Consider the following 26,708-nt stretch of genomic DNA (forward strand, 5'->3'; position numbering starts at 1 on the left):
GCTAATGTAAAACAGTTAGGGATAGGGGCTTTACCTGAATCAGAATTTCCGAATTCACTTCTTTCGGTTCTCCGTCAACATGAACAGTCTGGGGCTCACTCGTTTCTATACGAATATTCTTACCTTTTATTATTTCGATATACCTTGATTTATCACAACTTTTCTTAAACATGTGATACCCCATCACCGGAAATTGATACAAGGGGAACGGTTTGACAATGACTACGTCTAGTAATCCGTCTGTCAGCGACGCAGTTGGGGAAATATGAGCGTTGTTCCCAAATTGAGAGGAGTTTGCTATGCTTATCATAAAAGCTTTCCGCTCTATCGGCACTCCGTCAATCTCCAACTTGTAATATTTCGGCTTGTAGTTAACGATTTCATTGAAGGTAGCGTTAATATAACCTCGAAGCCCTCGCGACTCTAATTTAGAGAAGCAGTAGCTGATGTGAGCGTCGAATCCTATCCCCCCAATGTTGAAAAACTTCCAGTTATTCAGGCTAGCTGTGTCGATCGTCTGATAATTTAGTCGGTTGATTGCTCGGATTGCCTTTGGGTGACTAAGAGGAATGCCTAACGACCGGGCTAAACCATTCCCAGAACCACAGGGGACGATGCCCATCATACTCTGGCTTCCTTCTAAAGCGGAAGCAACTTCGTTAATTGTTCCATCACCTCCAACTGCCACAACTATATCTGCCCTTTGCTTTACAGCGTCCTCCGCTAGCTCAAACGCGTGGTTTGGCCGCTGAGTAATAGAAAATCGGGGGTCAAAAACGCGCAAATCGAGCGATGATTCAACCAATTTTTCAAACCCCTTTTTGCTTCTACCTCCTGATATAGGATTAATTATGAATACTACTTGCCTTTTCAATTGTAAAAGCGAAAATAAGCTTTAATTTTTCGCAATTTAAAAATTATTGTACTTTAGCCTCCGCAAAAAAGTGGACTGATTTGCTGTGTTTTCAAGCTAAAACAAGATTGCAACCACGTAAAAAAAAGTGCTAATTCTGAACTGATTTTTACTTTCCCCGCAACGCATTCCACTGTACATTTAAAAAAGTTTAGAAAAAAGATATGCCTTATTTATTTACATCTGAATCTGTATCGGAAGGACATCCGGATAAAGTTGCAGATCAAATCTCTGATGCGCTAATTGACAATTTTTTAGCGTGGGATGCCGACTCGAAAGTGGCGTGTGAAACATTGGTAACGACTGGTCAGGTTGTACTTGCCGGAGAAGTGAAGTCTAACACCTATCTGGACGTGCAGAAAATCACCCGCGATGTGATCCGTAAGATTGGGTATACCAAGTCTGAGTATATGTTTGAAGCGAACTCTTGCGGTATCTTATCGGCAATTCACGAGCAATCTGCTGATATTAATCAGGGAGTAGATCGTAAGGAAAAGCAAGAACAAGGTGCCGGAGATCAGGGAATGATGTTCGGTTATGCCACTAGCGAAACGGCAAACTATATGCCGCTGGCCCTGGACCTGGCCCATAAAATTTTAGAAGAATTAGCAGGACTGCGTCGGGATGGAGATGCCATTTCTTACCTCCGCCCTGATGCAAAATCTCAGGTAACTATCGAATATAGCGATGATCATAAGCCGGTCCGCATTGATGCAATTGTAGTATCAACGCAACATGACGACTTTGATACGGAGGAGAACATGCAGCAGAAGATCCGCGAGGATATTATTAATATTCTAATCCCTCGTGTTAAAGCTCATCTCACTCCAGAACTTCAGGCACTTTTCAATGATGATATCAAATATCACATCAATCCTACTGGTAAATTCGTAATTGGCGGCCCTCACGGGGACACCGGCTTAACTGGTAGAAAAATCATCGTTGACACTTATGGAGGAAAAGGAGCGCATGGAGGCGGTGCTTTTTCAGGGAAGGATCCATCTAAAGTAGATCGTTCTGCAGCATACGCTACTCGCCATATTGCAAAAAATATGGTCGCAGCAGGCATCTGTGATGAAATTCTGGTTCAGGTCTCTTATGCGATCGGCGTTAAAGATCCAATGGGAATTTACGTAAATACGTATGGGACATCTAAAGTTGATTTAACAGACGGCGAAATTGCTCAAAAAGTATCGCAAATTTTTGACATGACTCCTTACGGGATCGAAACGCGCTTAAAACTTCGCAACCCTATATATGCTGAAACTGCTGCCTATGGTCACATGGGCCGGAAGCCAGAAACTGTAACCAAAGTGTTCGAAGGTGCTAACGGCGAGACAAAACAGGTAGAGGTGGAGCTTTTTACCTGGGAGAAACTTGATTTTGTTGACAAAGTGAAACAAGCTTTCGGCGTTTAAGCGAAAAACAATTACTGAAATAAAAGCCTTCTGTACCACCAGAAGGCTTTTTTATTTTAATTTGCGCTATGATAGATGAAAGCAGAAATCCGTGGAAGATTCTGTCGGAAAAAGAGATCTATGACAACCGATGGATTAATGTTACAGAGTATCAGGTCATTAACCCTTCCGGGGGACAGGGTATTTACGGCAAGGTACATTTCAAAAACCTTGGGATCGGGATTCTACCTTTGGACGATGAAATGCATACCTGGTTGGTAGGACAGTATCGATTCACATTGAACCAATATACCTGGGAAATACCCGAAGGGGGCTGTCCTTTAGGAACTGACCCTCTCGAAACTGCAAAAAGAGAACTGCTGGAAGAGACGGGACTTACTGCGACAGAATGGACCCATCTGATGCCCTTTCACCTCTCGAACTCCGTTTGTGATGAATTTGGGCATATCTTTATGGCGAGAGGGCTGCAACAGGGACAGTCGGAGCCAGAAGAGACGGAGGAACTGCAGGTGAAACGAGTACCGTTTGAAGAAGCTTACCAAATGGTTGTATCAGGAAGAATCACCGATTCATTGAGCGTTGCCGCAATATTGAGAGTGAAGACTTTACTACTGGAAAACAAGTTGTAGTACCAGATCAATACTTTTGCTTTTGACATGAACAAGCTGTTAGGTTACTTTTTTACTCCCCTTCATTACTTTTTTTACGTTCTGTGTTTATTGATTTTCCACCCGCTACAGTGGCTGGCACTTAAACTGGGAGGCTACAGCGCCCACAAAAAGGTGGTCGACATTCTAAATTTCTTTTTAGTAAGCACTTTTTATTTGGCGGGAACCAGGGTCATCTTTAAAAACGAGTACCAGCTCCCTGAGAGCAGATCGATTATTTTTGTGGCCAATCACCAAAGCATGTTCGATATACCTCCCCTTATTTGGTTTTTGAGAAAATATCACGCCAAGTTTATTTCAAAAATTGAACTAACAAAAGGTATCCCCAGCGTATCTTTCAACCTTAAGTATGGCGGAGGAGCAAACATTGATAGGAAAGATCCTAAACAGTCCATCATGGAGTTGATGAAGTTGGGACAGCGTATGAAAGATAACAATTGGTCTGCCGTTATATTCCCGGAAGGCACGCGATCGAAAACAGGAGTCCTGAAGCCTTTTAATACTGCTGGAGTTGCAACCTTGTTAAAAAAGGCACCGGAAGCTCTCATCGTACCCATTGCTATTGAAAACTCCTGGAAAATAGTGCAGTATGGGAAGTTCCCGTTAAGCTTTGGCGAGAAGATGATTCTTACCGTGTTGAGCCCCATCGAAACCGAGGGAAGGAAAGCGGATGAAATACTGAAGGAGGCGGAGCTTTTACTAAGAAGGCACCTAAAACAAGAGTTACCTGAGCAGGCGGCCTCCGCAGTCTAAATATTCTTATCCTCTATCAATTTAAAAAAGCTTTCTCGATAAGTATCGCCGATCGGGATTATTTTGTCCTTAATCTGAATCCTACTACGTTCGATACTCTCTATTTTGTCAACAGAGACAATGTAGGACTTGTGGACCCGTGCAAACCTCCGGGCAGGCAGTGCCTCCTCCATCTTTTTCATATGCTGAAGCGTGATAATTCGTTCGCTACCTGCAAAAATCGAAACGTAATCTTTTAATCCTTCAATATACAAAATATCGTTAATGTAGATTTTCTGAATGCGGTGTTCTGTCTTGACAAAGATGAAATCCGGTGATTGACTTTCAACTATTCCAGCCTTCTCCACCACTGCAGGAGGAGCTTGAGCTAAAACCTGTTGTTGTGCCTGCACCTTTTGTACCGCCTTATAGAAGCGGTCGAAAGCTATTGGCTTCAATAGATAGTCGAGTACGTCCAATTCATAACCATCAAGGGCGTATTGCGAATACGCTGTCGTCAAAATTATATTCGACTTCCCATTAATGATTTTTACGAACTGAATCCCGGTCAGTTCGGGCATCTGAACATCGAGAAAAATGAGGTCAATTTTTTCCTGTTGAACAATTTGCAAAGCTTCAAAGGCACTTGTAGTAGCTTTAACAAGTTCAAGTGCAGGAATTTTCGCGATGTAATCGGTTAGGATATCAAGGGCCAAAGGTTCATCATCTACAACAAGGCAGCGTATCATTTTATAAATCTAGAGATAATTCGCAATAGTATACAGAAGGAGTATCAGTAATATTCAATTTGTATTTGCCGGGGTAAAGGAGCTCTAACCTTCTCTTCACGTTATTTAGCCCTATGCCGCTGGTCAGATCTTTATTCTGCAAACTTTTCTTATTCCAGACATTGAATTGCAGTCCCGAGCCATTAATTATTACCGCAAGCTTAATCGGATTTTCAGGATCGGAGGCGAGTCCATGTTTGAAAGCATTCTCGACAAAGGCTATAAGAATCAGGGGTGCAATGCGATGGTTAATATGACTTCCAGTTATATTAAACTCGACATAGGCCTCGTTCTTGAAGCGCAGCTTTTGCAGCTCGATGTAATTATCCAGATACCGTAACTCTCTTGACAGGTCAACCTGTACCTCATTGCTCTCCTGCAGCATATACCGCATTATTTCCGACAGCTTCAGAATTGCCTCGGGAGTTTTGTCAGACTTCTGATAAGCCAAAGAATAGATGTTGTTTAGCGAATTGAAAAGAAAATGAGGGTTGATCTGGGACTTCAAAAAAGCCAGTTCCGCCGAAAGCTTATCCTTCTCCAGATTTTTCCGGATCTTTTCATTTACAAACCAGTCGGACGTAAACTTGAACGCGGTGCTGATAAAAACAAAAAAAGTGCTGGTAAAAACAGAGCCAAGAAAGTACTCCCAAAAACCAATGCGAGTTTGATTTTGTCCCCGGAGCAGCACCGTTTCCCAAAAGACATTTGCTAAACCGTATTTTATGAGCGCTGAAACAATAATCAGCGAAGTTATGCTGACCGCGCAAGCAAGGTATCTTCTGGTGTTTAAGAAATTGGGCAGAAGATACAGGTAGTTTACATAGAACAAAGCGATGTTGAACAGACCAAAATACAGGAATATGATGACGGAATCCTGCAGGGAACTGTTCCTACTTCCTACAAAAACAAAAAAGAGCAACAGCCCAAGCCATACGATGGAATGAAGAAAAATTTGCCTTGCTTTACTCATCAAGGCAAATGTACTTCTATTCGGTAAAGTTTAAATCAAATTTAGACGAAGCCCTGCTTTTTCTCTCTAAACCGATAAATCTGTTCTTTAAGCTGAGGGCGTTTGAGATGTTAGCTCAATACACTGTTTCGCGATCTCCAATTCCTCGTTCGTTGGAACTACCAGCACCTTTGTTTTCGCATCGGAAGTGTTGATTTCTCTGATTCCCTTTTCCCGCAAAGTATTTTTAGACTCGTCGAGCTTAATACCCAGGAAGTCCATGTCTTTGCAAACCAATTCTCGCACCAAGGCATCGTTCTCCCCAACCCCGGCAGTAAAAACAATAGCATCCAGACCATTGAGAGCTGCAGCATAAGACCCGATGTACTTTTTAATCCTATAAGTATACATCTCATAGGCAAGTTTTGCGTTAGGATCCCCATTCTTCATTTCACGAGTAATGTCTCGCATGTCACTGAAACCGGTTAGTCCCAACATGCCGCTCCTTTTATTCAGCAGCGTGCTCACCTGTTCGATATCGTAGCCCAATTGGGAAACGAGGTGAAAAACTACTGAGGGATCGATGTTGCCACTTCGGGTGCCCATAATGAGACCATCCAGGGGACCTAGCCCCATACTAGTATCAATACAGACTCCCGCATCAACAGCCGCCATACTACACCCGTTTCCCAGATGTATGGTAATTATTTTAGCCTGACGTTTATTTAAATATTCAGCCGCCTGCCCCGCAACATACTTGTGACTGGTACCATGGAAACCATAGGCTCGAACGCCATAGTCAGTATAATAGTTATTAGGGATGGCGTAGCGAAAAGCCTTTTCAGGCATTGTTTGATGAAATGCCGTATCAAAGACTGCAATCTGGACAGCCCGGGTGAAGATTTTTTCAGCCACCTCGATACCAAGATAATGTCCCGGATTGTGTAGCGGAGCCAGCGGAAAGAGCTTTTTAATCTCCTCTTTCACTTCCGTAGTGATAATGGTGGTTTTTGAGAAACTTTCTCCCCCATGAACCACCCGATGACCCACAATTTCAATTTCCTCTGGCTTTTGTATAACCCCTATGCCTGGTTCGGTTAACAAATGTCCCACTTCCAGCATACCCTTCTCATGGTCTGGCAAGTCCAGTGTTCGCTGAATCACCTTTTCCTCACCATCTGTGTATACCTTATGGGTAATCACGGCGTCTTCCAAACCAATCCGCTCAACCAAGCCAGCACAAATGGGTTGCTCAGATGGCAGCTTAAAAAGCTGATATTTTATGGAGCTACTTCCAGAGTTGATAACAAAAATATTCATTAGTATTTCAAAAAGTTTGCCCTGGTCTTATTGTTCCTGAGCCTGAATTGCTGTAATTATTACGGTATTAAAAATATCATCTACAGTACACCCGCGACTTAAATCATTTACGGGTTTATTTAGTCCCTGCAACATAGGACCGATGGCTAAAGCACCGGTTTCCCGCTGAACGGCTTTGTAGGTGTTATTCCCTGTGTTAAGATCAGGAAAAATAAGAACACTGGCCTGGCCAGCTACCTCAGAATTCGGCAGCTTTTGGCGACCAACCTCGGGGTCAACTGCTGCATCGTATTGTATAGGGCCTTCTACTTTGAGATCCGGCCGGGTAAGTTTTACAATTTCGGTAGCTCTCCGGACCTTCTCTACGTCCTCTCCCACCCCTGAAGTTCCGGAAGAATAAGAAAGCATGGCGATCCTCGGTTCAATTCCAAAACGCTGACTCGTCTCAGCAGAAGATATTGCTATTTCTGCCAGCTGCTCTGCAGTAGGATTCGGGTTTACAGCACAATCGCCAAATACGGATACCCGATCGGGAAGACACATAAAGAAAACGGAGGAAACTGTAGATATCCCCGGCTTCGTTTTCACAAATTGCAAAGCCGGCCGTATAGTGTGCTGTGTCGTATGGACAGCTCCAGAAACCATCCCGTCCGCGTGGCCCTTAAATACCATCATAGTACCAAAGTAGGATACGTCGGTCATTAGATCCCGGGCCATCTCCAGGGTCACATTTTTGCTCTTTCTCAACTCGAACAAGGTCTCAACGTAATCGTCGTAATATTCTGAGTTTGCCGGGTCGATAATTCGGATCTTGCTAAGATCAAAATTTAAGCCTAAGCGCTTTGCTGAGGCCGCAATTTCGTTGGGATTGCCCAAGATGGTAATCTTCACTATGTCCTGGGCAACAAGTCTTGCAGCTGCCTTCAATACCCGGTCATCATCTCCCTCGGGCAACACAATATTTTTCGTTTGGCTTTTGGCCCATTTGCTCAGCTGATATTGGAACATATGCGGGGTAATCCCTTCAGATTTGAAGGTAACGATTTTCTCGTCGAGTGCCTGCACATCAACATACCTGTCAAACGTGTCAATAGCGAGCTGAATTTTCTTGTTATTATCGCTCGTGATCCTGGGCCGTATAGCTGCGATTTCAGTGGTTGTTTGAAAGGTGCCGGATGAAACAGAAACAATAGGCACAATGGTTTGCAAACCATTGATCAATCTTGTAATCGGCTCTTCCGGAAGCGTCCCGGCAGTCAATACAATACCAGCCACTTTCGGATAGCTGGTAGAAAGGTTTGCCTGCAAAGATCCGATGATAATATCTCCGCGGTCGCCTGGAGTTACAATCAGAACATTCTCCTTGAGGTGATTGAGAAAATGAGGCAAATTCATGGCTCCGGTGACGAAGTTGTCCACCTGATTAGATAAGAACTCCTCTCCAAACAAGAGCTTTCCATTGAGACCCTGGCAAATTTCTTTCATAGTGGGATTTTGCAACCCTTTATCGGCCGGTATCACGGCGAGGATTGCCTCCGCTGGCAGTTGAGCAGTAAGAAGTTCGCGTACATCGTTTACTTGTTCCGCCTTTACCTTATTAGCAACAATCGCGAGTACCTGCACTTCCCTTGACTCAAAATTCCTTAGTAGAGTAAGTACAGAATTGACTACCTGGGCCGTAGACTTCCCTTCACCAGGAACCACGATAATAGCAGGAGCACTGAGGTTCTTTGCGATGGACACATTCGCTTCAAATTCGAAGGCTGCTCCATCACCGATAAAATCACTGCCTTCAACCACTGTAAAATCGTAGCTTTCTTCCAGCTTTTTAAACTTCGAGATAATGGTATCAATCATCTGACCCTCGGTTTCACTTTCGATGTGACGCAATGCCTCCTCCCGGCTAAATGCATAAGTATCCTCGTAATTGATTCCAAGGTTAAAGTGGTCGATAATGGTCTGGATGTGGACGTCCCGTTTCTGGATTTCTGTATGATTAACAATCGGTTTGAAGTACCCTATTCTTTGGGCCTTCCCCAGCAGCATATTTACCAGCCCTAATGCAACTATTGATTTTCCGCTATAGGGCTCGGCAGTGGCAATAAAGATCGTTTTGGTCATATAAATTTCTTTTAAGCTCCCAGGCGGGAACTTATTAGTAAATCTGTAAGATTTAATGAATTAAGGCAATAATGCGCTAAATGTTTAACTAAATCAACAAAAAGGAGAAATAAAACAAGGGAGATTGCTTGCAGAGGAAGCGGTTCTCGGAGGTAAAGAAAGGGACCGCAAGGGCCCCGCTACGATCTTATCTAAATTACGAGAGATGTAATTGAATTACGAGGATTCTGTTTTCCCGTAGCAGCACTAGCTCCTAAAGTAAGAGCATCTTCTACTATACGTTCCAAAGAATCGACATCGAAGGGCTTTGCGATGTAAAATTCTGCACCAGCACTAGCCGCTAACTCTCTAATATTGCTGTTCGCAGTCAGATAAACAACGGGAATATGCGAATAGTCAGGATGATTCTTTATAGTTTGAGTCGCAATTATCCCCCCAGAATCAGGAATCCAATTATCCATAATGACAACTGAGGGCCTGGCAGCGTCAACCTGTTTAAGGATATCATTCACATTGGGAGAAGTGACAACTTCCCAACCGGCACCAGATAGAATAACTTCAATTATATCTAGTATATCTTGCTCGTCATCACAAACCAAAATACGTTTCATAGAACGCTAAATAACAAAAGTTTAACCACACAAAACAGGAAAGTTATTATTTAACAGGGTTGATAACTTGTTAAAAAAACTTTGAAACAAAACAGGAACTAGAACTTAAAGTTTTAACAAATGTAACGTTTGTTATCAAAACAGCACCTTCCCTGTCTTTTGGAATACAGCGATGTTAATAATAAACATTAAAATCTCTACCGGAATACCAATAGTGTAAAGAAGTCGCCTTATAGTGTCCTTATGGATAACCTCGTACTGTGAGTTTAAAACCCTGTTTACTACATCCACAGAAACCTCAAGAACGGCAAACCCAAAAATCAGGTTGAATAGAATTAATTTCACTTTGTTTAATCGACAAATATTTCAATAGCTTCAATTTTGAGTGACCTGGAGAACTCTCCTGCCCTCGGCTGTTGAATCTGTCTGCTCAACTTCCCTTATGGTAAAAGAAGTTAAAGAAAGGTTCTAACTAAAATACTAATAGTTAAACTCCCCCATTCAGCATCATCACTCGAGGCGAAGTTAAAGAAAATCAGATAGATAAGTGGAAAAATTTACTAGAAATTAAAGTCGGCCGGAAGGAATTGCTCTAAAAACACAAAAGCCCCTCAGATATTCTCTGAGAGGCTTCTCCAGCGGTCTGGACGGGACTCGAACCCGCGACCCCATGCGTGACAGGCATGTATTCTAACCAGCTGAACTACCAGACCGTGTGCCCCTTTTGGGACTGCAAATATGGAGTTTTTGTTTTTACTTCACAAATAAAAAATAGAAAAAATTTAAATAAATCTTCATCTTATCGCTAATAGCCTGTGTTTCTGGAAGTTTCTTCATTTAAATTTTTTTCTATCTCTTTCTGCCTTTTAGGCTATAGACCCTTCTTTCATCTTTTCGGCGTTCTCAGCGAACTGAAGCGCATCAATAATTTCCTGTATATCGCCATCCATGATAGCCGGAAGATTATACAAAGTTAAGCCAATGCGATGTTCAGTTACCCTTCCCTGCGGATAGTTATAGGTTCTGATCTTTGCAGAACGGTCTCCTGTTGATACCATTGACTTACGTTTGGCTGCGATGTCTCCGGTCTGCTTTTGCACTTCCAGGTCGTATAACTTGCTTCGCAGCATCTCCATCGCTCGTTCACGGTTACCCAACTGAGATCGCTCTACCTGACATACTACCACCATGCCCGTCGGTTTGTGCGTCAATTGCACCTTCGTTTCAACTTTATTTACGTTCTGACCACCTGCACCTCCAGAACGAGATGTTTGCATCTCAATATCTGCAGGGTTTAGGTAGAAGTCCACTTCCTCCACTTCCGGCAACACTGCCACTGAAGCCGCAGATGTATGCACTCTTCCCTGTGTTTCGGTATCAGGCACCCGTTGTACCCTGTGAACTCCCGACTCGTACTTCAAGGTCCCGTAAACATCCTCGCCGCGCACATTCAGAATCACCTCTTTGTAGCCACCGGCCGTACCTTCGGTTACGTCCACTACCTCAACCTGCCAGCCTTTTTTCTCGAAATAACGGGTATACATCCGGTACAAATCGCCTGCAAACAGCGCTGCTTCATCACCTCCGGTACCCCCGCGTATTTCAAATACCGCGTTCTTAGCATCCTGAGGATCTTTCGGAATCAGCATCACCCGGATCTTATCTTCCATTTCCTCTTTTTGAGGTAATAGCTCATCCATCTCCATTTTGGCCATCTCCCGCAGTTCCTCATCCTTCTCATTCGCCAGGATCTCTTTGTTCGCCTCAATATTTGAAACTATATTCTTGTAGACTTTATACTCGTCTACGATTTTTCCAAGATCCTTGTATTCTTTATTCAACTGAGTGAAACGTTTCATATCGCTCACAGTTGAAGGGTTACTTAGTTCCCTTTCAACCTCTTCCCAGCGCATTTTTATTGCTTCTAATTTATCTAACATGTTCTAATTTGAAAACCAACATCCTACCTGTGGTCACCCTCAGTCTTTCCGCTGCAATCGGCTTACTGAATAAAGGCGGATGCTTTAAAAGGCACAAAAATAAGGCTTTTTGACGAATTTATGTTTTTATAAAAGTATCTGACTACAAACCGCTTCTATTCCTTAGCGAAGGCTTGATGAAGCTTATTTATCCTGCTACTATCAAGCTTTGAACCAATAACCAATTGATGTTTAAAGCTTAGCCTTTTACCTTTCTCAAGGCTAAAATTAAGGCGCTCCTTTCCACCAGTATAGAACTCCGCTCCAAGCGGATTTATTGCAAAGAGGCCGTAGCCACGTGCCATCCAGAAACCAGGGTAGTTTATGTTCGAAGGATGATCCATCAAGACAACAGCGACTGGCTTTGCATCTACGGTTCCCGTAAGCTTTAGCCATTCCGATCGGGTTCCAAAAACTTCCTCGCCTTTTACCCCCCGGCTGCTCTCGTAGACGCCAGTAGTAATGTCAGGGTCGATTATCTTTTTAATGTTGTTTTTGTCCAGATAGACAGCTACTGGTTTATCTGATTTCGCCTCCAGCTGCCTTGAAACTCTTATGGCAAACAAACCCTCCTTATTATCCTTAAGCGAAACACCTTGCAGGGCTTTCAATAATGTTTCCCGGGAAATTAAACGCAGCCCCTGCTCCTCCCGGAAGATGTAGCGAGTTGTTTCCTCCAGCACCGGAAGGCCACCCGGATTTAGCCAGGATGCCGCAACGGTGAATTCTGCCCTGCCTTTCCCCGCTTTGATATTCTTTACCAACCTGACCTTAATCGTTCCATAGGGCTTTTTATTGGTGTCGATCTTTGTAGAATTATTCCAATAATCCGCCCCGTTCACGTCGCCGTAGTTAAACCAAACTCCTATTTGGTGTGGGTGGTCGATCTGGTCGCCTTTCTGCGGTTCAATTGGCCATCCTCTGGTCACCGTCGCCCCTTCTGTAGTTTTCACCGGATAGAGCACATGTTTTTTTAGACTATCAGCATAGAGAAGTGACGTAAACAGCTTTCCGTCTATTAGCACGTCAACCTTTTTGCTTGCTTGGTCCTGGCTTATGCGGAATAGTCCCTGTGCAGTGGCGCGATTGAAACTCACTAGAAGAGCGAATAGGATTAAAAGGCTAGTTTTTTTCATTTTCAAAGTATTTTAGATACACTTCCTCCCCGTCGAACACGGCGTACGAATTTTGAGTTAGCCATTCCCCCAAATTTATATAACGACTAGCAGCGCCAAGTTGTACGTCCATTGCCAGGTGCCGATGACCGAAGATTAAATAGTCGTAATGCTCTTTCTGCAAAACTTCCTTGCTGTAGGTGATCAACCATTCCTTTTTCTCACCGAGAAAATCCTTCTTTTCCATGCCTATTGCACGACTATGACCAGACCAGGCCAGCGCTATCCCGATGCCTAGGTTAGGATGCACGCGGGCAAACATCCACTGACACAGCTCGCTCCGGAAGATCTTCTTCAAAAACTTGTATTTGGCATCTCCGGGCCCCAGTCCGTCGCCGTGATGCATATAAAACTTCTTTCCGTTTCGTTCGATGCTTAGGTCATTGGAAATGATCTTGACACCGAACTCCTCCGTCAGGTAGCCAAACATCCACATGTCATGGTTTCCTTTAAACATCGTAATCTTAACACCATTGTCCGCTAGTTCGGCCAACTTGCCTAAAAAACGAACGCAGCCTTTTGGCACCGCCCGTTTATACTCAAACCAGAAGTCGAACACATCCCCAACCAGAAACAATTCAGCAGCATCTTCTTTGATAGAATCCAGCCATCGCACCACCTTAGCTTCCCGCTCACGGCTTATTTTATAGTCCTTTACCCCGAGGTGAAAATCGGAAGCAAAATATATCTTATTACGTTGGGCCATTGTTATAAAAGTACGAAGATGCAGTGAAAATTGTAATTTGCAACATCTTGAGGCGTTTCTACTAAAATTCGCACAAACTGTTTCTTTATGAAATCATTTTATATCCTGTTATTAACAAGCGGAGTTGCTGTCTCTGCTATGGCACAAACAAAAAAGAAAATGACGTATCCTACTACTAAAAAAGATAACACTACAGACACCTACTTTGGCACAACCGTTCCCGATCCTTACCGATGGCTGGAAAACGACCAGGCGGAAGATACGAAGGCATGGGTAACAGCTCAAAATAAGGTAACCCAGCATTATTTGGCTCAAATACCCTATCGGGATAAAATCAATAAACGCCTGGAGAAGCTCTGGAACTACGAGAAATATGGGGCTCCGTTCAAAGAAGGAAAATACATCTACTTCTTCAAGAATGACGGACTGCAGAATCAAGCAGTATTATACCGACAACAAGAGGGAGGCCAACCCGACATCTTTTTGGATCCTAACAAATTTTCTACAGACGGGACTACTTCATTAGCCGGAATTGAATTTACCAAAGACGGGAGCCTGGCGGCTTATCAAATTTCTGAAGGAGGCTCGGATTGGAGAAAGGTTATCGTGATTAGGACAGAAGACAAATCTATTATAGGGGAAACGCTTACAGATGTAAAGTTTTCAGGATTGGCCTGGAAAGGAAATGAGGGCTTCTACTACAGCAGTTATGATAAACCAAAAGAAGGAAGTCAGTTATCAGGATTAACACAACATCATAAACTGTACTATCACAAACTGGGCACTCCTCAAAGCCAGGATGTTTTGATTTTTGGGGGAGAAAAGACGCCGAGACGATATGTCCAGGGGTCGGTTACGGAAGATGAAAAATACCTCGTCATTACTGCAGCCAATTCCACCACGGGGAATGAGTTATACATACAAGACCTGGAGAAGCCGGGAAGCGCAATTGTTACCGTTGTTGATGATATGGACAGCGAACATTATGTGTTGGACAATGAAGGAACCAAACTGTACATCTTCACCAACCTGAATGCGCCGAATAACAGAATAGTTACCGTTGAAGCTGCAAGCCCGGCGCCCGCAAACTGGAAAGATCTGATCAAAGAGACTGAAAATGTATTGAATGCGGGAACCGGGGGCGGAAAGATCTTTGCCAACTACCTGAAAGATGCTACGTCGTTAGTGGTGCAATATAATATGCAGGGGCAACTGGAGCGAACTATCGAATTACCAGGGGTAGGTACAGCTTCCGGCTTTGGAGGCAAAAAGGATGAAAACGAGTTGTACTACACCTTCACTTCCTACGTGTATCCGCCGAGCATCTTTAAATATAGTATAGCGAGCGGTCAATCGCAGTTACATAAGAAATCAGGTGTGCAATTCAATCCGGACCTGTATGAGTCGAAACAGGTTTTTTATACCTCTAAGGACGGAACAAAGGTTCCGATGATCATTACTCATAAAAAAGGAATCAAATTGGATGGAAGCAATCCGACGCTCCTTTATGGTTACGGTGGATTCAATGTCAGTTTAACTCCGGCCTTTAGCACGTCCAACATCATTTTGCTGGAGCAAGGTGGAGTTTATGCTGTTCCAAACCTTCGCGGAGGCGGTGAATATGGAGAGAAATGGCACCTGGCTGGCACAAAGATGCAAAAGCAAAACGTGTTTGATGACTTTATTGCAGCGGCAGAGTATCTTATCGAAAACAAATATACTTCAAGTGAAAAACTGGCGCTAGCCGGAGGTTCGAATGGAGGTTTACTGGTGGGCGCAGTGATGACGCAGCGTCCAGACCTTTTTAAGGTTGCCTTTCCGGCTGTTGGAGTTTTGGATATGCTTCGCTATAACAAATTTACAGCAGGCGCAGGCTGGGCCTACGACTATGGAACTGCGGAAGATTCAAAAGAAATGTTTCAGTATCTGTATAAGTATTCGCCCTACCATGCATTGAAACCCAATACAGCATATCCAGCAACCATGGTTACTACTGCCGACCATGACGACCGGGTGGTGCCTGCGCACTCGTTTAAGTTTGCCGCCCGGTTACAGGAATATCATAAAGGCAGCAATCCGGTGCTGATCAGAATTGATACAAAAGCCGGTCATGGTGCAGGAAAGTCTACCGCCCAGGTAATTGCGGAACAAACTGACAAGTGGGCGTTCATGTTCTATAATTTAGGGGTAACCTATAAAGAACCTCAATAAGCAGCACATAATCTCTAGATAGTTTTTTAGATGAATCCATACGAACAGAAAAGGCGCTGGAAATTTCTTCTACTTGCATTTGCAATTGTAATTGGCGGCGTATCGCTATGGTACAGCAACTATCTGGTAAAGGGCATTTCAGCAGCTGAACGGACGCGGGCAGAGGTATGGGCCCTAAGCAATAAGAAGATTGTTGAGATTACGGACATAAATGACGATTACATCACCTTTATTTATTCCATTCGAGACAGCCTTTCAGTTCCGGCAATCGTAACTGACAACCGGGATAGTATTATTTATTGGAAGGGACTGGACAGCACGAAAACCAATTATAGATTGGAGGCCGAAAACGTGGTGGAATCACCTGTATACACGCGAAAAACGTACGACCCGGTCTATTTTAAGACGCAGTTGAATGAGATGAAAGCCCAGCACCCACCTATCATTATTACTAAGGATGACGGGGAAAAGTGGTTTGTGTATTATAAAGACTCGCCCTTGCTCACCCAGTTAAGGGTTTTTCCCTATATCCAACTTACCGTAATCGGCATCTTCCTTCTGATTGCCTACCTGGTCTTTAGCTCCTCCAGACGGTCGGAGCAAAACCTGGTTTGGGTGGGGATGGCTAAAGAAACGGCGCACCAGCTAGGGACACCGATCTCGTCCCTTATGGCCTGGACAGAATTGATGAAATCGAAGTTTAATGCTGAAGACGATCCGCTGATTCTCGAGATGGAAAACGACATTAAGCGATTAGAGATGGTGGCCGACCGATTTTCGAAAATCGGATCAAAAGCCGTCTTGCAAAGTCATAACGTATATGAAGTTGTGAGCGAGTATGTTAAATACTTCAGCGTAAGGGCCAGTGACAAGATTAAGTTCATGGTAACCGGAGACAAGGAAATCGAGGCGCTGATGAACGTTCCTCTTTTCGACTGGGTGATCGAAAACTTGCTGAAAAATGCTGCTAACGCAATCGAGGGCGAAGGCAGGATAGAAGTTCACATTTCGGATCACCTGGCGAAGAATCAGGTGTACATCGATGTTATCGATACGGGAAAAGGAATTCCCCGAATGAAGTTCGAGACAATTTTCCAACCTGGTTATACCACCAGAAAACGTGGATGGGGCTTGGGACTTTCGCTGAGTAAGCGTATAATTGACAACTATCACCGGGGGCAAATCTTTGTTAAAGACTCGGAGGTGGGTAAAGGAACAACTATACGTATTATCTTAAAAAGCGGAATGACTTATGAACCGGCCACAAGCTGACGAGTATGCAGCATTTTATCAAAAATACATCGAGACAGTAGGGGACGATGTATTAGAGGAACTCAAGGTCCAGCCAGACCTGGTGACAACCCGGCTTGGCGGCCTACCAGCTGAAAAAGCCGATTATGCCTATGCAGAGGGAAAATGGACTATTAAAGAACTTGTTGGTCACATGATCGACACGGAGCGGGTGATGGCTTATCGACTACTCCGAGTCTCAAGGAACGACGATACTCCCTTGCCTGGATTCGACGAGAATACTTTTGTCAGTAATTCAACTTTTAAAAGTCGGGACTTAGGTAGCTTGATCGAGGAGTTTGCAACTGTAAGAAAAGCAAATCTTTATTTAATCGGCGCGCTGTCGGAAGAACAGCTCAACCGCCGTGGTACCGCCAGCAACTGCCCCGTGACAACCCGGTCTCTGCTATTTATCATGGCTGGCCATGTGAAGCACCATCTGACCATCTTGCAGGATCGTTATTTATAGCGCCGGGCGTTAGGGATAGCAGTGGAAAACCCCCAGTGAGGGCAGCCTATGAAGAACCCAGGCGAGCATTTGCAACCGATAACCCGGCCCGTTCAGGCGAGGAACGCCCAAATTATATTCGTGTACAAAGAAACTTCTTAGCGTTTTTGATTAAAAAATATAAATTCCTCAAACTAAGTAAACAAAACGTTATGAATTTCTTTTTTTATAGCATTTATATTTAGATTTGCCTTCCCAAAAAACACATAATAACTAATGAGTTCAGTTGAAATTACCAAAGATACCTATCTTAACTGGTACGAACAGATGTTGCTGATGCGTAGGTTCGAAGAGAAATCAGGACAACTATACGGACAGCAAAAAATCAGAGGGTTTTGTCACTTATATATTGGTCAGGAAGCAGTTTTAGCAGGTGCTATGTCTGTTTTGGGTCCGGACGACTCTATGATTACTGCCTATCGTGACCACGCTCATGCTTTAGCAAGAGGAATGAGCGCCAATGAAATTATGGCTGAGTTATATGGAAAAGTTACCGGCTGCTCAAAGGGCAAGGGTGGCTCCATGCACATGTTCAGTAAAGAGAAAAAATTCTTTGGCGGACACGGTATCGTAGGTGGTCAAATACCATTGGGAGCAGGTGTTGCCTTTGCTGAAAAATATTTAGGCACTACCAACGTGAACGTATGTTACATGGGAGACGGTGCTGTTCGTCAGGGTGCCTTGAATGAAACATTCAACATGGCAATGCTTTGGAAACTACCGGTAATCTTTGTATGTGAAAACAACGGTTACGCGATGGGTACTTCAGTACAGCGTACAACCAACATGATTGATATTTATAAGATCGGTTTAGGATTTGATATGCCTTGTGCTCCGGTTGATGGTATGGATCCGGTTGCTGTGCATAACGCAATGGATGAGGCAGTTCAACGTGCTCGTCGTGGCGAAGGCCCTACTTTCCTGGAAATGCGTACTTACCGCTACAAAGGTCACTCTATGTCTGACCCAGCAAAGTATCGTACAAAAGAAGAACTTGAAGCATACAAAGCAAAAGATCCTATTGGCGTTGTAAAGGCTGCAATTGTTGAAAACAATTATGCTGATGAAGCGTGGTTTGATGAGATTGATGCTAAGGTAAAAGCTATTGTGGAAGAATCTGTAAAATTTGCAGAGGAGTCACCTTGGCCAGAGCCGCACGAACTTTACGAAGATGTTTACGTGCAGGAGGATTACCCATTCATCAGAAGCTAATAAATTACTACTCATAAAAAACTGAATTCAAACAATGGCTGAAGTAGTTCGAATGCCCAAAATGAGCGACACCATGACCGAAGGGGTGATCGCTAAATGGCACAAAAAGGTTGGCGATAAGGTGAACACCGGTGATTTAATTGCCGAGGTAGAGACCGACAAAGCCACTATGGACTTTGAATCATTCCAGGAAGGAACGTTATTATATATTGGTGCTGAAGAGGGATCTGCAGTACCTGTTGATTCTGTAATTGCTGTGCTTGGTGCTCCGGGCGAAGATTATAAATCAGCTTTGGAAGGTGCTGGTAATGGCGCTGCTGCTCCTGCTGCTGAATCCAAACCAGAAACTACCGCTCCTGCTGAAGAAGCAGAAGAAGGTGGAATTGATCCTGAATCTGTTGGCGCAACAGTTATTCGTATGCCTTTATTGAGCGATACGATGACGGAAGGCGTAATTGCAGAATGGCATAAAAAAGTGGGTGACACTGTGAAAAGTGACGATACCCTTGCTGATGTGGAAACTGACAAGGCTACCATGGAAGTGACCGCTTATGCAGAAGGTACTCTTTTATACGTTGGTGTTGAAAAAGGTCAAGCTGCCAAAGTAAACGATGTAATCGCGATCGTGGGTAAAGAAGGAACTGATGTTCAGGCTTTATTAAAAGGTGGTAAAAAAGCTGCCAGCAACCCAACTGAAGGAAATAAAGCAGAAGAAAGCTCGGCAACTCCTGCTCCTGCTCAAGCGGAAGCTCAAACTTCTACTTCATCTGACGCAAGAGTGAAAGCTTCTCCTTTAGCTAAGAAATTAGCGGAAGAAAAAGGAATTGACCTTTCACAGGTTAAAGGAAGCGCCGAAGGCGGACGTATCGTAAAGAAAGACGTAGAGAACTTCAAGCCTTCTGCTCAACCAGCAGCGCAGGCTGCTGCGCCACAAACGGACGCTGCACCAGCTGCAAAAGCAGAAAAAACAATCACTATCCCTCAGTTTATTGGGGAGGAAAAATACACCGAGAAGCCGGTTACCCAGATGCGTAAGGCCATTGCCCGCTCGCTTTCTGACAGCTTGTTTACTGCGCCACATATTTTCGTTACCATGAGTATCGACATGGACAGCGCCATTGCTGCCCGTGCAAAAATGAATGAGTATGCTCCGGTAAAAATTTCATTCAACGACTTGGTAGTGAAAGCTACTGCAATTGCGTTGAAACAACACCCTGCTATCAATTCATCCTGGTTAGGTGACAAGATCCGTGTGAACGAACATGTGAACATCGGTGTTGCAGTAGCGGTAGATGAAGGCTTGGTTGTTCCCGTTATCAAATTTGCTGATGGCAAATCTTTAAGTCATATCTCTTTAGAAGTGAAAGATTTCGCCCAGAAAGCGAAAACGAAGAAACTTCTTCCTACAGATATGCAAGGCTCTACCTTCACCATTTCTAACCTGGGAATGTTTGGTGTAGATGAGTTTACTGCTATCATCAACCCTCCAAACGCAGCAATCCTTGCAGTGAGTGGAATTCAACAAGTTCCGGTTGTTAAGAACGGAGCAATCGTACCAGGTAACATCATGAAAGTGACGTTAAGCGGTGATCACCGGGTAGTTGACGGAGCTGTAGTTGCAGCATTCTTACAAACACTGAAAGCGCTGTTAGAAGAACCTGTAAGATTACTGGTTTAATTATCAGTCATCAATTTTGATAATCAAAGCGGCTCTGGTTTCAGGGCCGCTTTTTTTGTTTCTTAGTGTTGATTTTTGGGCTGTGCGAAGACAAGCATCGCAGACAGAATGCATTCGTCAAATAACTTCTGAAAACGTTTGTATAAAAAACGGTAATAGACGAGTTACCTTTCAGAGAAAGTGAGCGAAGCGCGCCGAAATCTATCATCAGAAATGAAAGCACTTTGAGGAGGTAAAAAACTCTTGATGAGGTACCTAGTTGAAACGCATCAGCCAGGCGATCAGCATTTTAACGGTAAGAAATCACATTCATTCACAGTGTTGAACAGGCAAGAATCGAATAACAGGTTCTATAAACATATCGACTATTATTAAGCGCAGTTAGAGATATGAGTATAAGACAACGTCCCCCCTTTCGTTAAAGGGCACCTGAACGACATGGACCATTAGTGAAAAATAAATCCATAAAAAAGCCCGGCGTTTATGAGAAACATCCGGGCAACCTAAACCTTATCACAATTATACTCTCCAAAACGCATAAGGTTTCAAATTGTTGTAGAAAATTTGAAAATTCTTCTGAAGTTGCAACAATACTTCCCCCAACTTATAGTGTCTTATTTTCTTGAAGCATCTCCGCAGTCTCGAACAACAATTCTGCTTGTAGCTATTTTTTATAAAAAAGGTGCGAGATGTACTCCCGTTATACAGGAATGAAAAATAGTTTTATACTGTCAGATGAAACTGCAATAGGTTAAATATATGCTAGTGGATCAGTATAGCTAGCCCGCTTGAGATTTAGGCTTCCATCCAGTCACGATTATTAGAGGCTCAATGGTGTAAGCTAAAACCGATTGCAGCGAAAAGGCTCGCAACGAAGGGCTGCCGTCAGTACTTGTAGCGGCAAGCAGCCCCCCAGCAGTTTGAAGTACGTTAGCTCGTTTCCAAAAACCGGACGGACTTATGAGAAATGCCGTCCGATCCTAACGAATCTATTTAAGAAACTTTTCCCGCAACTGCTCTACCTGTTCGTTGCTGATTGGGACCATGTTGCCTATGGGAGCGCAAAGCACCAGGGATTTTGCACTAAACTCGGCCACTTCTAGGTAGTCGAAGGTTTGCAACAGCTGATCACCGGTGACAAGGACACAAGTATTTTGAATAATTACTGCTGGATTATTCTTAGCTACCAGATCCGGAATAGTACTTTGGTCGGCGAAGTGGCTGCCGAACTCCAACGAACTCACGTCCTGCAAGAAAATCCAGCTTTCCGGAATGGTACGAACGTTAAAAGTTGACCCAGTAACACCAAAAGCCATCAAATATGGTGACTGGGTGAGGATGATCGAGTTAATCTCCGGATGCTTCCTGTAGATTTCCTGATGAAGGTAAGTGGTGCGACTCGGCACTTTGCCTGGCTCACGTTTACCATCTTTGATTTGTACGATATCTTCAATTTTCAAATCCCACCGGGGCACATCGGTTGGAGTGATTAAAAAGTCGTTACCCCTCCAGCGTGTTGATACGGTGCCATAAGAGCTGATCATGAGACCCTGAGTACAGGCCCGTTTTACGATATCTACGATCTCTGTGCGCTTTTCCCTTTCATCAGGAGGGTAAGCTACGACGTCCATTTCGGGCAGTTGAGCTGGAATCTGATTCTCGAATGCTTCGATCTGCTCGTCGCTCAAAAACTTTGGCTCTCCAACTGATTTACCGTAAAGTATTGCCCGAGCACAAAATTCGAGTGTTTCAAAACGTTGGAAAGTATCCAGCAAATCAAACCCTCCAACCACAGTCCCGTGGTTTTCCATAATCACCGAATTATAACCCTTCGTAAACTCACTTGCAATTTTTGCTCCCAGTGCTGCGCTACCTGGTAGTTCGTATGGAGCGTAACCAACAGGGCCGCATACTCTTTTTGCCTGAGATATAATGTTTGTATTTGGGATGGTCCTGACAATACTGAACGACACCAAAGCAGGTGGGTGGGCATGAATAATTGATTTGATATCGGGCCTTATTTCATAAATTGCTCTGTGAAAGGGAAATTCGGAAGATGGCTTATGGCGCCCTTCAATTGTGCCATCCTTTTTTACGCAAACGATGTCTGAGGGCTGTAGTCTACCCTTGTCAACAGCTGAAGGCGAAATCCAGATATCACCGTTTTCGTCCATGATAGAGATATTTCCACCTGAGGTGGTCGTCAGACCGCGCCGGTAGATCCTACCCATGGTTAAAGCAATTTGATCTCTTGGGTGCATCAGGTGGGGGTTCAGAATCTCGTTGACCATACTTTTTTTAATTTTAGTTTTTAGCAAATTTAAGCGATGCCTTTCAGTTCGGCATCCTGCTATTTCCTGCAAAGAGGGTCAGGATTATGCTAGATGAAAATGACGAGAGTCATCTTTAATAGTGTTTCGAAAGCAAGCGCTATACGGACAGCCAGGGTTATTTGAAGTAGACGGCTCAGGTGACACGAAGAAGACCAGGTATTGAAACCGGAAAAGGAACCGAAACAGCAAAAGAGATATCCTCCCCATAAAAAAAGAGCCAGACTCCATAAGGACGCCTGGCTCGGACTTAACTATATATTACTGATGAAGTCTAGAACTTGTAGGTCAGCGTTGTCATAAACTGTCTTGGTGCAATTGGATTAACGCTGTAGTTCTCATGCACATAGTAGTTCAGTTCGTCGGTTAAGTTCGAAACTTTAGCGAGAACAGAAAGTCTTTTAAATGTGTAACCAGCTGAAAGATCAATAGTGGTAAAGCCCGACACGGGAATAAGGCGGTTGTACTTTTGAGTCTGTTCCACGGTATTGTTCCAACCAGCATTACGTTTACCAGTGTAGAAGGCGGATGCGCCTAGTCTAACTCCTCTAAGCTTCGTTGCGGAAAAGGTGTAAAATAAAGAAGCGTTGGCTGTGTGAGCGGTATTACCCACCAAACGCTCTCCTTCATAATAACTCCCTTTTTTTCCTGAAGTCTTAGTGTACCTCATGAAATTATAGCTATATCCTCCAATAAAGTCTAGCCCTGAAATTATACTTCCATTTAAATCCAGTTCAAATCCATCACTGGTCGTTTGTCCGGTGAACTCTTTTAAATCTGTATTAGCTACAGGATTTCCGTCGGGGCCTAATGCTGTTTGAACAAAGTCGTCATTTACAATACGGTAGTAGGAAAGGTTAGCGGACACCTTTCCATTAAGGAAGTCGTTTTTAACCCCTACCTCATACTGATCGAGTATAGATGGTCGAAGAGAACCGCCTGTACTTGCATCAATACCCGTATTTGTGACAAAATTATTAGTGTAGCTTACAAAAATCGACGTTGTTTTGATAGGTTGATAGATTAGTCCGACACGAGGAGAAAAAGCTCTGTCGTACTTGTTATCTTGCTTCAGTGCTGCGTTCTGCTGGTTTCCGTATCCAACTCTTTCGTCGGAGTTAGCATCATATACAATCCCTCTTGCAGCCTTTTGATATGTCCAGCGAAGCCCTGCTAATACTTTAAATTTGTCAGTCAGTTCTATCAAATCCTGAGCATACACACCGAATCGATGTACAGGGTTTATTGTATATAGCGAATCTACGGTTTGCGGAATATCGGTCCTGGCTTTAGAAAAATCACCCGTCAAAATATTTATGCTATCGTAGTTATTATTAAACTTTTTGAAAGTAGTATTAGTTGTGAGAAAAGTTTCAGCATCTGTACCTGCCAAAAAAGTATGAGTAATGCTACCGGTCTTAACCTTACCCGTTAAATTGATTTGACCATTGTAGTAATCTTCACCAAGCTTCGATCTCGTTAAAGTGCGATTCCAAAGACCATCTTCTGTGGCGGGCGCAATTCGCTCGGTAGAAAAATAGTTTCTATTATAACCCTGATAGGAAATTATTGAATTGAGTTTCCAGTTATCCGATATCTCATGGTTTACTTGCGCTGAAGCAGAGCCTTGCTGAACCCTATTGAATCCCCAGGTTGTATTGAAAAAAGATGACCTGGAAACGGTGGTGTTTAATCTGTTGTTTACTGATCCTACTCCGAAGTCGGGAGTCAAATCATAATCCTGATAGTCACCCTCCAATAAAAGCTCCGTCTTGTCACCCAACTTGTAAAGCAAAGAAGGATTGAAATAATATCTGTCAGACTTGACACTATTTCTAAAACTCTCGGCATTCTCATAAGTACCAATTAATCTAAAAGCCACGTTTTTAGTTATTGGGCCGTACACATCACCTGTTGGTTTGTATAGACTGTAGCTTCCTGCTCTAAGAGAAACCTCTCCTCCATACTCAAACTTCGGTTTTTTAGTAACCAGATTCAGAACTGCTCCTCCGGTAACATTTCCATATAACAAGGCTGCACTACCTTTTAAGACTTCTACGCTTTCCAAAGTACTCGCCTCTGGCAGAGCTCCTGAGCTTACTCTGCTACCATTCTTAAACATATTGGTGCTTCCCAGATTATAACCCCTGGCAAAAAAAGTCTCAGATGTTGAGCCTCTGGTGGTTCCAAGAGCTACACCGTTGACGTTTTTAATCACGTCGCTCAAACGATTGGCCTGCTGGTCGCGAATGACTGCGCTGCTTACCACTGCCATCATTTGTGGATTATCAATTGGCTTAATCCCTGCCTTTCCAATTGATAACGGTTTTTGATTCGCACTTTTATATCCGGTAACGACCACCTCATTGAGCTTCTCAGAACTTTCGGGCAACACAAAATCAACGCGGGCTACTTGCCCTGCTTGTACCGTTACCGTTTTCTCCTGGCTCTCCAGCCCGATAGAAGAAGTTTTTACGGTATATACCCCCGGTTTTACCTGTCTGATAGTGAATGTTCCATCGTCGTTCGTAAATACCGATTTTGAAGCTTCCTTTAACCCAACATTTACTCCTGCCGCGGGCGCACCATCTCGGCTGCTAATTTTCCCTTCAATTATTCCCGTTGCGTTTTGAGCCTGTAAGCCACTTACGAAACCAATAAGCATCAGAAGAAGAATTACATGGAGAGTAGAGGTTTTTATTTTCATGTCTTTATTTAGATTAATTCTATGCGGCAAAAATAGAAAGTCAATCCGTTTTCACAAAATTATTTAGAATTAATCTAATTAGAGCTACAGATATAGAGTGGTAATGTCGCGGTTTTTTTTTTAAATTGATTTGTAAACCTTTAGCCCCGTGAACCTAGGAAAGCCAAGCTTGCTGCTCATTATTTCGCTCCTATTCATGCTGAATAGAGAGGAGGTTTACGGCCAATTTCAGTTAAAATCCGACAGAAAAAGTGAGACGATCGCCTTTAAGATGGTTAAGAATCTAATGGTCGTTTCACTCACTATTAACAATGAAGGGCCGTTCAACTTTATATTGGACACAGGTGTAGGTATCTTCCTAATCACCCACCCAGCGTTAACCGAGTCATTAGGCCTTCGCGATTTACGACAAATTAATATAACCGGATTTGGAGAGGGTGAGGAGTTGCGTGCAAAGATTGCTCCGTCAGTACTTGTACAAATTGGTCCACATATCGAGGGGCACATGGCTGCCGCCGTCCTCGAGGAGGATCATTTTGGACTCTCCTCCTATATCGGCTCACCCATTCATGGCCTCCTTGGTTATGAGTTCTTCAATAGCTTCGTAGTCCATGTCAACTATATGAGTAACACACTTCGCGTCTATCCGCCTGAAAAACATAAAATTCTTAGAAAAGGACAAAAAATACCGATAAGCATAGAAGCGAGAAAACCTTATACCCATGCTCGCATAATAATGCCTTCAGGAGAAAAAATTACAGCGAAACTGGTCATCGACTCTGGTGCTGGTCATCCCTTGTCGCTCGAAACTTACCAGGGCCAACCCTTTATCGTTCCTCAGCAGAGAATTGAGGCGAACTTAGGCGTGGGCCTGTTAGGAGCAATCGAAGGATATATTGCGCGAGTTCCCACATTTATATTAGGGAAATTTGAGCTTCACAATGTTATCACAGCATTTCCAAACTATACTCCCTTAACGAAAATGGTATCGCAGGGTAGAAATGGCAATTTGGGAAATATCATTCTAAGGAAGTTTAATATCATCCTGGATTATAACCGAGGCATTATGTACTTGAAACCCAACTCGCGATTTAAGGAGCCTTTCGAGCATGATATGAGTGGACTCGAACTGCTAGCGATTGGCCCCGACCTCGAAAAAATTATTATTGGAAGAGTAGAGAAAGGTTCTGCAGCGTGGGAAATAGGCTTGCAGGAGGAAGATGAGATCGTATCGGTGAATTTTAAACCGGTAAGTCAAATTGGCTTGGAGGAAATTTACAATCTATTCCGAGCAAAGACGAACAAAACAGTTATCCTGTCGATAATTCCAAAAGGAACAACAAAACCCGAAACCGTTCTTTTAACATTAAAGAGAAGGATATAGCAATG

22 protein-coding genes and 1 tRNA gene are annotated in these 26,708 nt (G+C 43.5%); 10 read left to right on the top strand and 13 right to left on the bottom strand.

The window, feature by feature from the left end; genetic code table 11:
• Position 1: 1 nt before the first annotated feature.
• The gene (locus tag J4N23_RS17900; protein ID WP_207429208.1) at positions 2–874 is read right to left on the bottom strand and encodes a diacylglycerol kinase family protein; all 873 of its coding nucleotides are present in this window, start codon (positions 872–874) and stop codon (positions 2–4) included.
• A 203-nt stretch (positions 875–1,077) separates the two neighbouring features.
• Between J4N23_RS17900 and metK the strand changes: the two genes are divergently transcribed.
• The 3 genes from metK to J4N23_RS17915 all read left to right on the top strand — a co-directional run bounded on the left by metK (position 1,078) and on the right by J4N23_RS17915 (position 3,752).
• Positions 1,078–2,331, top strand: a complete 1,254-nt coding sequence (gene metK, locus J4N23_RS17905; protein WP_207429209.1) for a methionine adenosyltransferase — start codon at positions 1,078–1,080, stop codon at positions 2,329–2,331.
• A 68-nt stretch (positions 2,332–2,399) separates the two neighbouring features.
• The gene (locus J4N23_RS17910) at positions 2,400–2,960 is read left to right on the top strand and encodes an NUDIX hydrolase (RefSeq protein WP_207429210.1); all 561 of its coding nucleotides are present in this window, start codon (positions 2,400–2,402) and stop codon (positions 2,958–2,960) included.
• 27 nt (positions 2,961–2,987) lie between these two features.
• The gene (locus J4N23_RS17915; protein WP_207429211.1) at positions 2,988–3,752 is read left to right on the top strand and encodes a 1-acyl-sn-glycerol-3-phosphate acyltransferase; all 765 of its coding nucleotides are present in this window, start codon (positions 2,988–2,990) and stop codon (positions 3,750–3,752) included.
• On the opposite strand, the gene J4N23_RS17920 is transcribed toward J4N23_RS17915, so the two are convergent.
• The 10 genes from J4N23_RS17920 to J4N23_RS17965 form a co-directional block, all read right to left on the bottom strand.
• On the bottom strand, positions 3,749–4,480 hold the full coding sequence (locus J4N23_RS17920; RefSeq protein WP_207429212.1) for a LytTR family DNA-binding domain-containing protein: 732 nt from the start codon (positions 4,478–4,480) through the stop codon (positions 3,749–3,751). The genes J4N23_RS17915 and J4N23_RS17920 overlap by 4 nt on opposite strands.
• A 1-nt stretch (position 4,481) precedes the next feature.
• Positions 4,482–5,492, bottom strand: a complete 1,011-nt coding sequence (locus tag J4N23_RS17925) for a sensor histidine kinase (RefSeq protein WP_207429213.1) — start codon at positions 5,490–5,492, stop codon at positions 4,482–4,484.
• 87 nt (positions 5,493–5,579) lie between these two features.
• Entirely contained in the window at positions 5,580–6,791 is a 1,212-nt protein-coding gene (locus J4N23_RS17930; RefSeq protein WP_207429214.1) for an acetate/propionate family kinase, read from the bottom strand.
• A 27-nt stretch (positions 6,792–6,818) separates the two neighbouring features.
• Complete coding sequence (gene pta, locus J4N23_RS17935) at positions 6,819–8,912, bottom strand: phosphate acetyltransferase (protein WP_207429215.1); 2,094 nt, start codon at positions 8,910–8,912, stop codon at positions 6,819–6,821.
• A gap of 191 nt (positions 8,913–9,103) precedes the next feature.
• Positions 9,104–9,523, bottom strand: coding sequence for a response regulator (locus J4N23_RS17940; protein ID WP_207429216.1), 420 nt, complete (start codon positions 9,521–9,523; stop codon positions 9,104–9,106).
• Positions 9,524–9,658: 135 nt separating this feature from the next.
• On the bottom strand, positions 9,659–9,868 hold the full coding sequence (locus J4N23_RS17945; protein ID WP_207429217.1) for a hypothetical protein: 210 nt from the start codon (positions 9,866–9,868) through the stop codon (positions 9,659–9,661).
• A 294-nt stretch (positions 9,869–10,162) separates the two neighbouring features.
• Positions 10,163–10,236: transfer RNA gene (locus tag J4N23_RS17950), tRNA-Asp, on the bottom strand.
• A 153-nt stretch (positions 10,237–10,389) separates the two neighbouring features.
• Positions 10,390–11,463, bottom strand: a complete 1,074-nt coding sequence (prfA, locus tag J4N23_RS17955; RefSeq protein ID WP_207429218.1) for a peptide chain release factor 1 — start codon at positions 11,461–11,463, stop codon at positions 10,390–10,392.
• Between the two features lie 155 nt (positions 11,464–11,618).
• Positions 11,619–12,638, bottom strand: a complete 1,020-nt coding sequence (locus J4N23_RS17960) for a PmoA family protein (protein WP_207429219.1) — start codon at positions 12,636–12,638, stop codon at positions 11,619–11,621.
• Positions 12,625–13,383: a UDP-2,3-diacylglucosamine diphosphatase gene (locus tag J4N23_RS17965; RefSeq protein WP_207429220.1), complete on the bottom strand. Its 759-nt coding sequence runs from the start codon at positions 13,381–13,383 to the stop codon at positions 12,625–12,627. The genes J4N23_RS17960 and J4N23_RS17965 overlap by 14 nt, the downstream gene beginning before the upstream one ends.
• Before the next feature lie 159 nt (positions 13,384–13,542).
• On the opposite strand from J4N23_RS17965, the gene J4N23_RS17970 reads away from it, so the two are divergent.
• The 6 genes from J4N23_RS17970 (at position 13,543) to J4N23_RS21130 (ending at position 20,657) form a co-directional block, all read left to right on the top strand.
• Positions 13,543–15,594 (top strand): prolyl oligopeptidase family protein, encoded by a 2,052-nt coding sequence (locus J4N23_RS17970; RefSeq protein WP_207429349.1) that lies wholly within the window; start codon positions 13,543–13,545, stop codon positions 15,592–15,594.
• Between the two features lie 30 nt (positions 15,595–15,624).
• Complete coding sequence (locus J4N23_RS17975; protein WP_207429221.1) at positions 15,625–16,866, top strand: HAMP domain-containing sensor histidine kinase; 1,242 nt, start codon at positions 15,625–15,627, stop codon at positions 16,864–16,866.
• Positions 16,847–17,353, top strand: coding sequence for a DinB family protein (locus J4N23_RS17980; RefSeq protein ID WP_207429222.1), 507 nt, complete (start codon positions 16,847–16,849; stop codon positions 17,351–17,353). The genes J4N23_RS17975 and J4N23_RS17980 overlap by 20 nt, the downstream gene beginning before the upstream one ends.
• Before the next feature lie 255 nt (positions 17,354–17,608).
• Positions 17,609–18,604: a pyruvate dehydrogenase (acetyl-transferring) E1 component subunit alpha gene (gene pdhA / locus J4N23_RS17985; RefSeq protein ID WP_207429223.1), complete on the top strand. Its 996-nt coding sequence runs from the start codon at positions 17,609–17,611 to the stop codon at positions 18,602–18,604.
• A 34-nt stretch (positions 18,605–18,638) separates the two neighbouring features.
• A complete protein-coding gene (locus tag J4N23_RS17990; RefSeq protein WP_207429224.1) occupies positions 18,639–20,282 on the top strand; it encodes a 2-oxo acid dehydrogenase subunit E2 in 1,644 nt (547 codons plus the stop codon).
• A gap of 246 nt (positions 20,283–20,528) precedes the next feature.
• A complete protein-coding gene (locus tag J4N23_RS21130) occupies positions 20,529–20,657 on the top strand; it encodes a hypothetical protein (RefSeq protein WP_255534848.1) in 129 nt (42 codons plus the stop codon).
• A 614-nt stretch (positions 20,658–21,271) separates the two neighbouring features.
• On the opposite strand, the gene J4N23_RS17995 is transcribed toward J4N23_RS21130, so the two are convergent.
• Both J4N23_RS17995 and J4N23_RS18000 read right to left on the bottom strand, forming a co-directional pair.
• Positions 21,272–22,573 carry a class II aldolase/adducin family protein gene (locus J4N23_RS17995; protein WP_207429225.1) on the bottom strand — a complete coding sequence of 434 codons (1,302 nt, stop codon included), beginning with the start codon at positions 22,571–22,573 and terminating at the stop codon, positions 21,272–21,274.
• Positions 22,574–22,886: 313 nt separating this feature from the next.
• On the bottom strand, positions 22,887–25,319 hold the full coding sequence (locus tag J4N23_RS18000) for a TonB-dependent receptor (protein ID WP_207429226.1): 2,433 nt from the start codon (positions 25,317–25,319) through the stop codon (positions 22,887–22,889).
• A 196-nt stretch (positions 25,320–25,515) separates the two neighbouring features.
• Between J4N23_RS18000 and J4N23_RS18005 the strand changes: the two genes are divergently transcribed.
• Complete coding sequence (locus J4N23_RS18005; RefSeq protein ID WP_207429227.1) at positions 25,516–26,703, top strand: retropepsin-like aspartic protease; 1,188 nt, start codon at positions 25,516–25,518, stop codon at positions 26,701–26,703.
• Positions 26,704–26,708 lie beyond the last annotated feature (5 nt).

Source organism: Pedobacter sp. SYSU D00535, assembly GCF_017355855.1.
GTDB lineage: Bacteria > Bacteroidota > Bacteroidia > Sphingobacteriales > Sphingobacteriaceae > Desertivirga.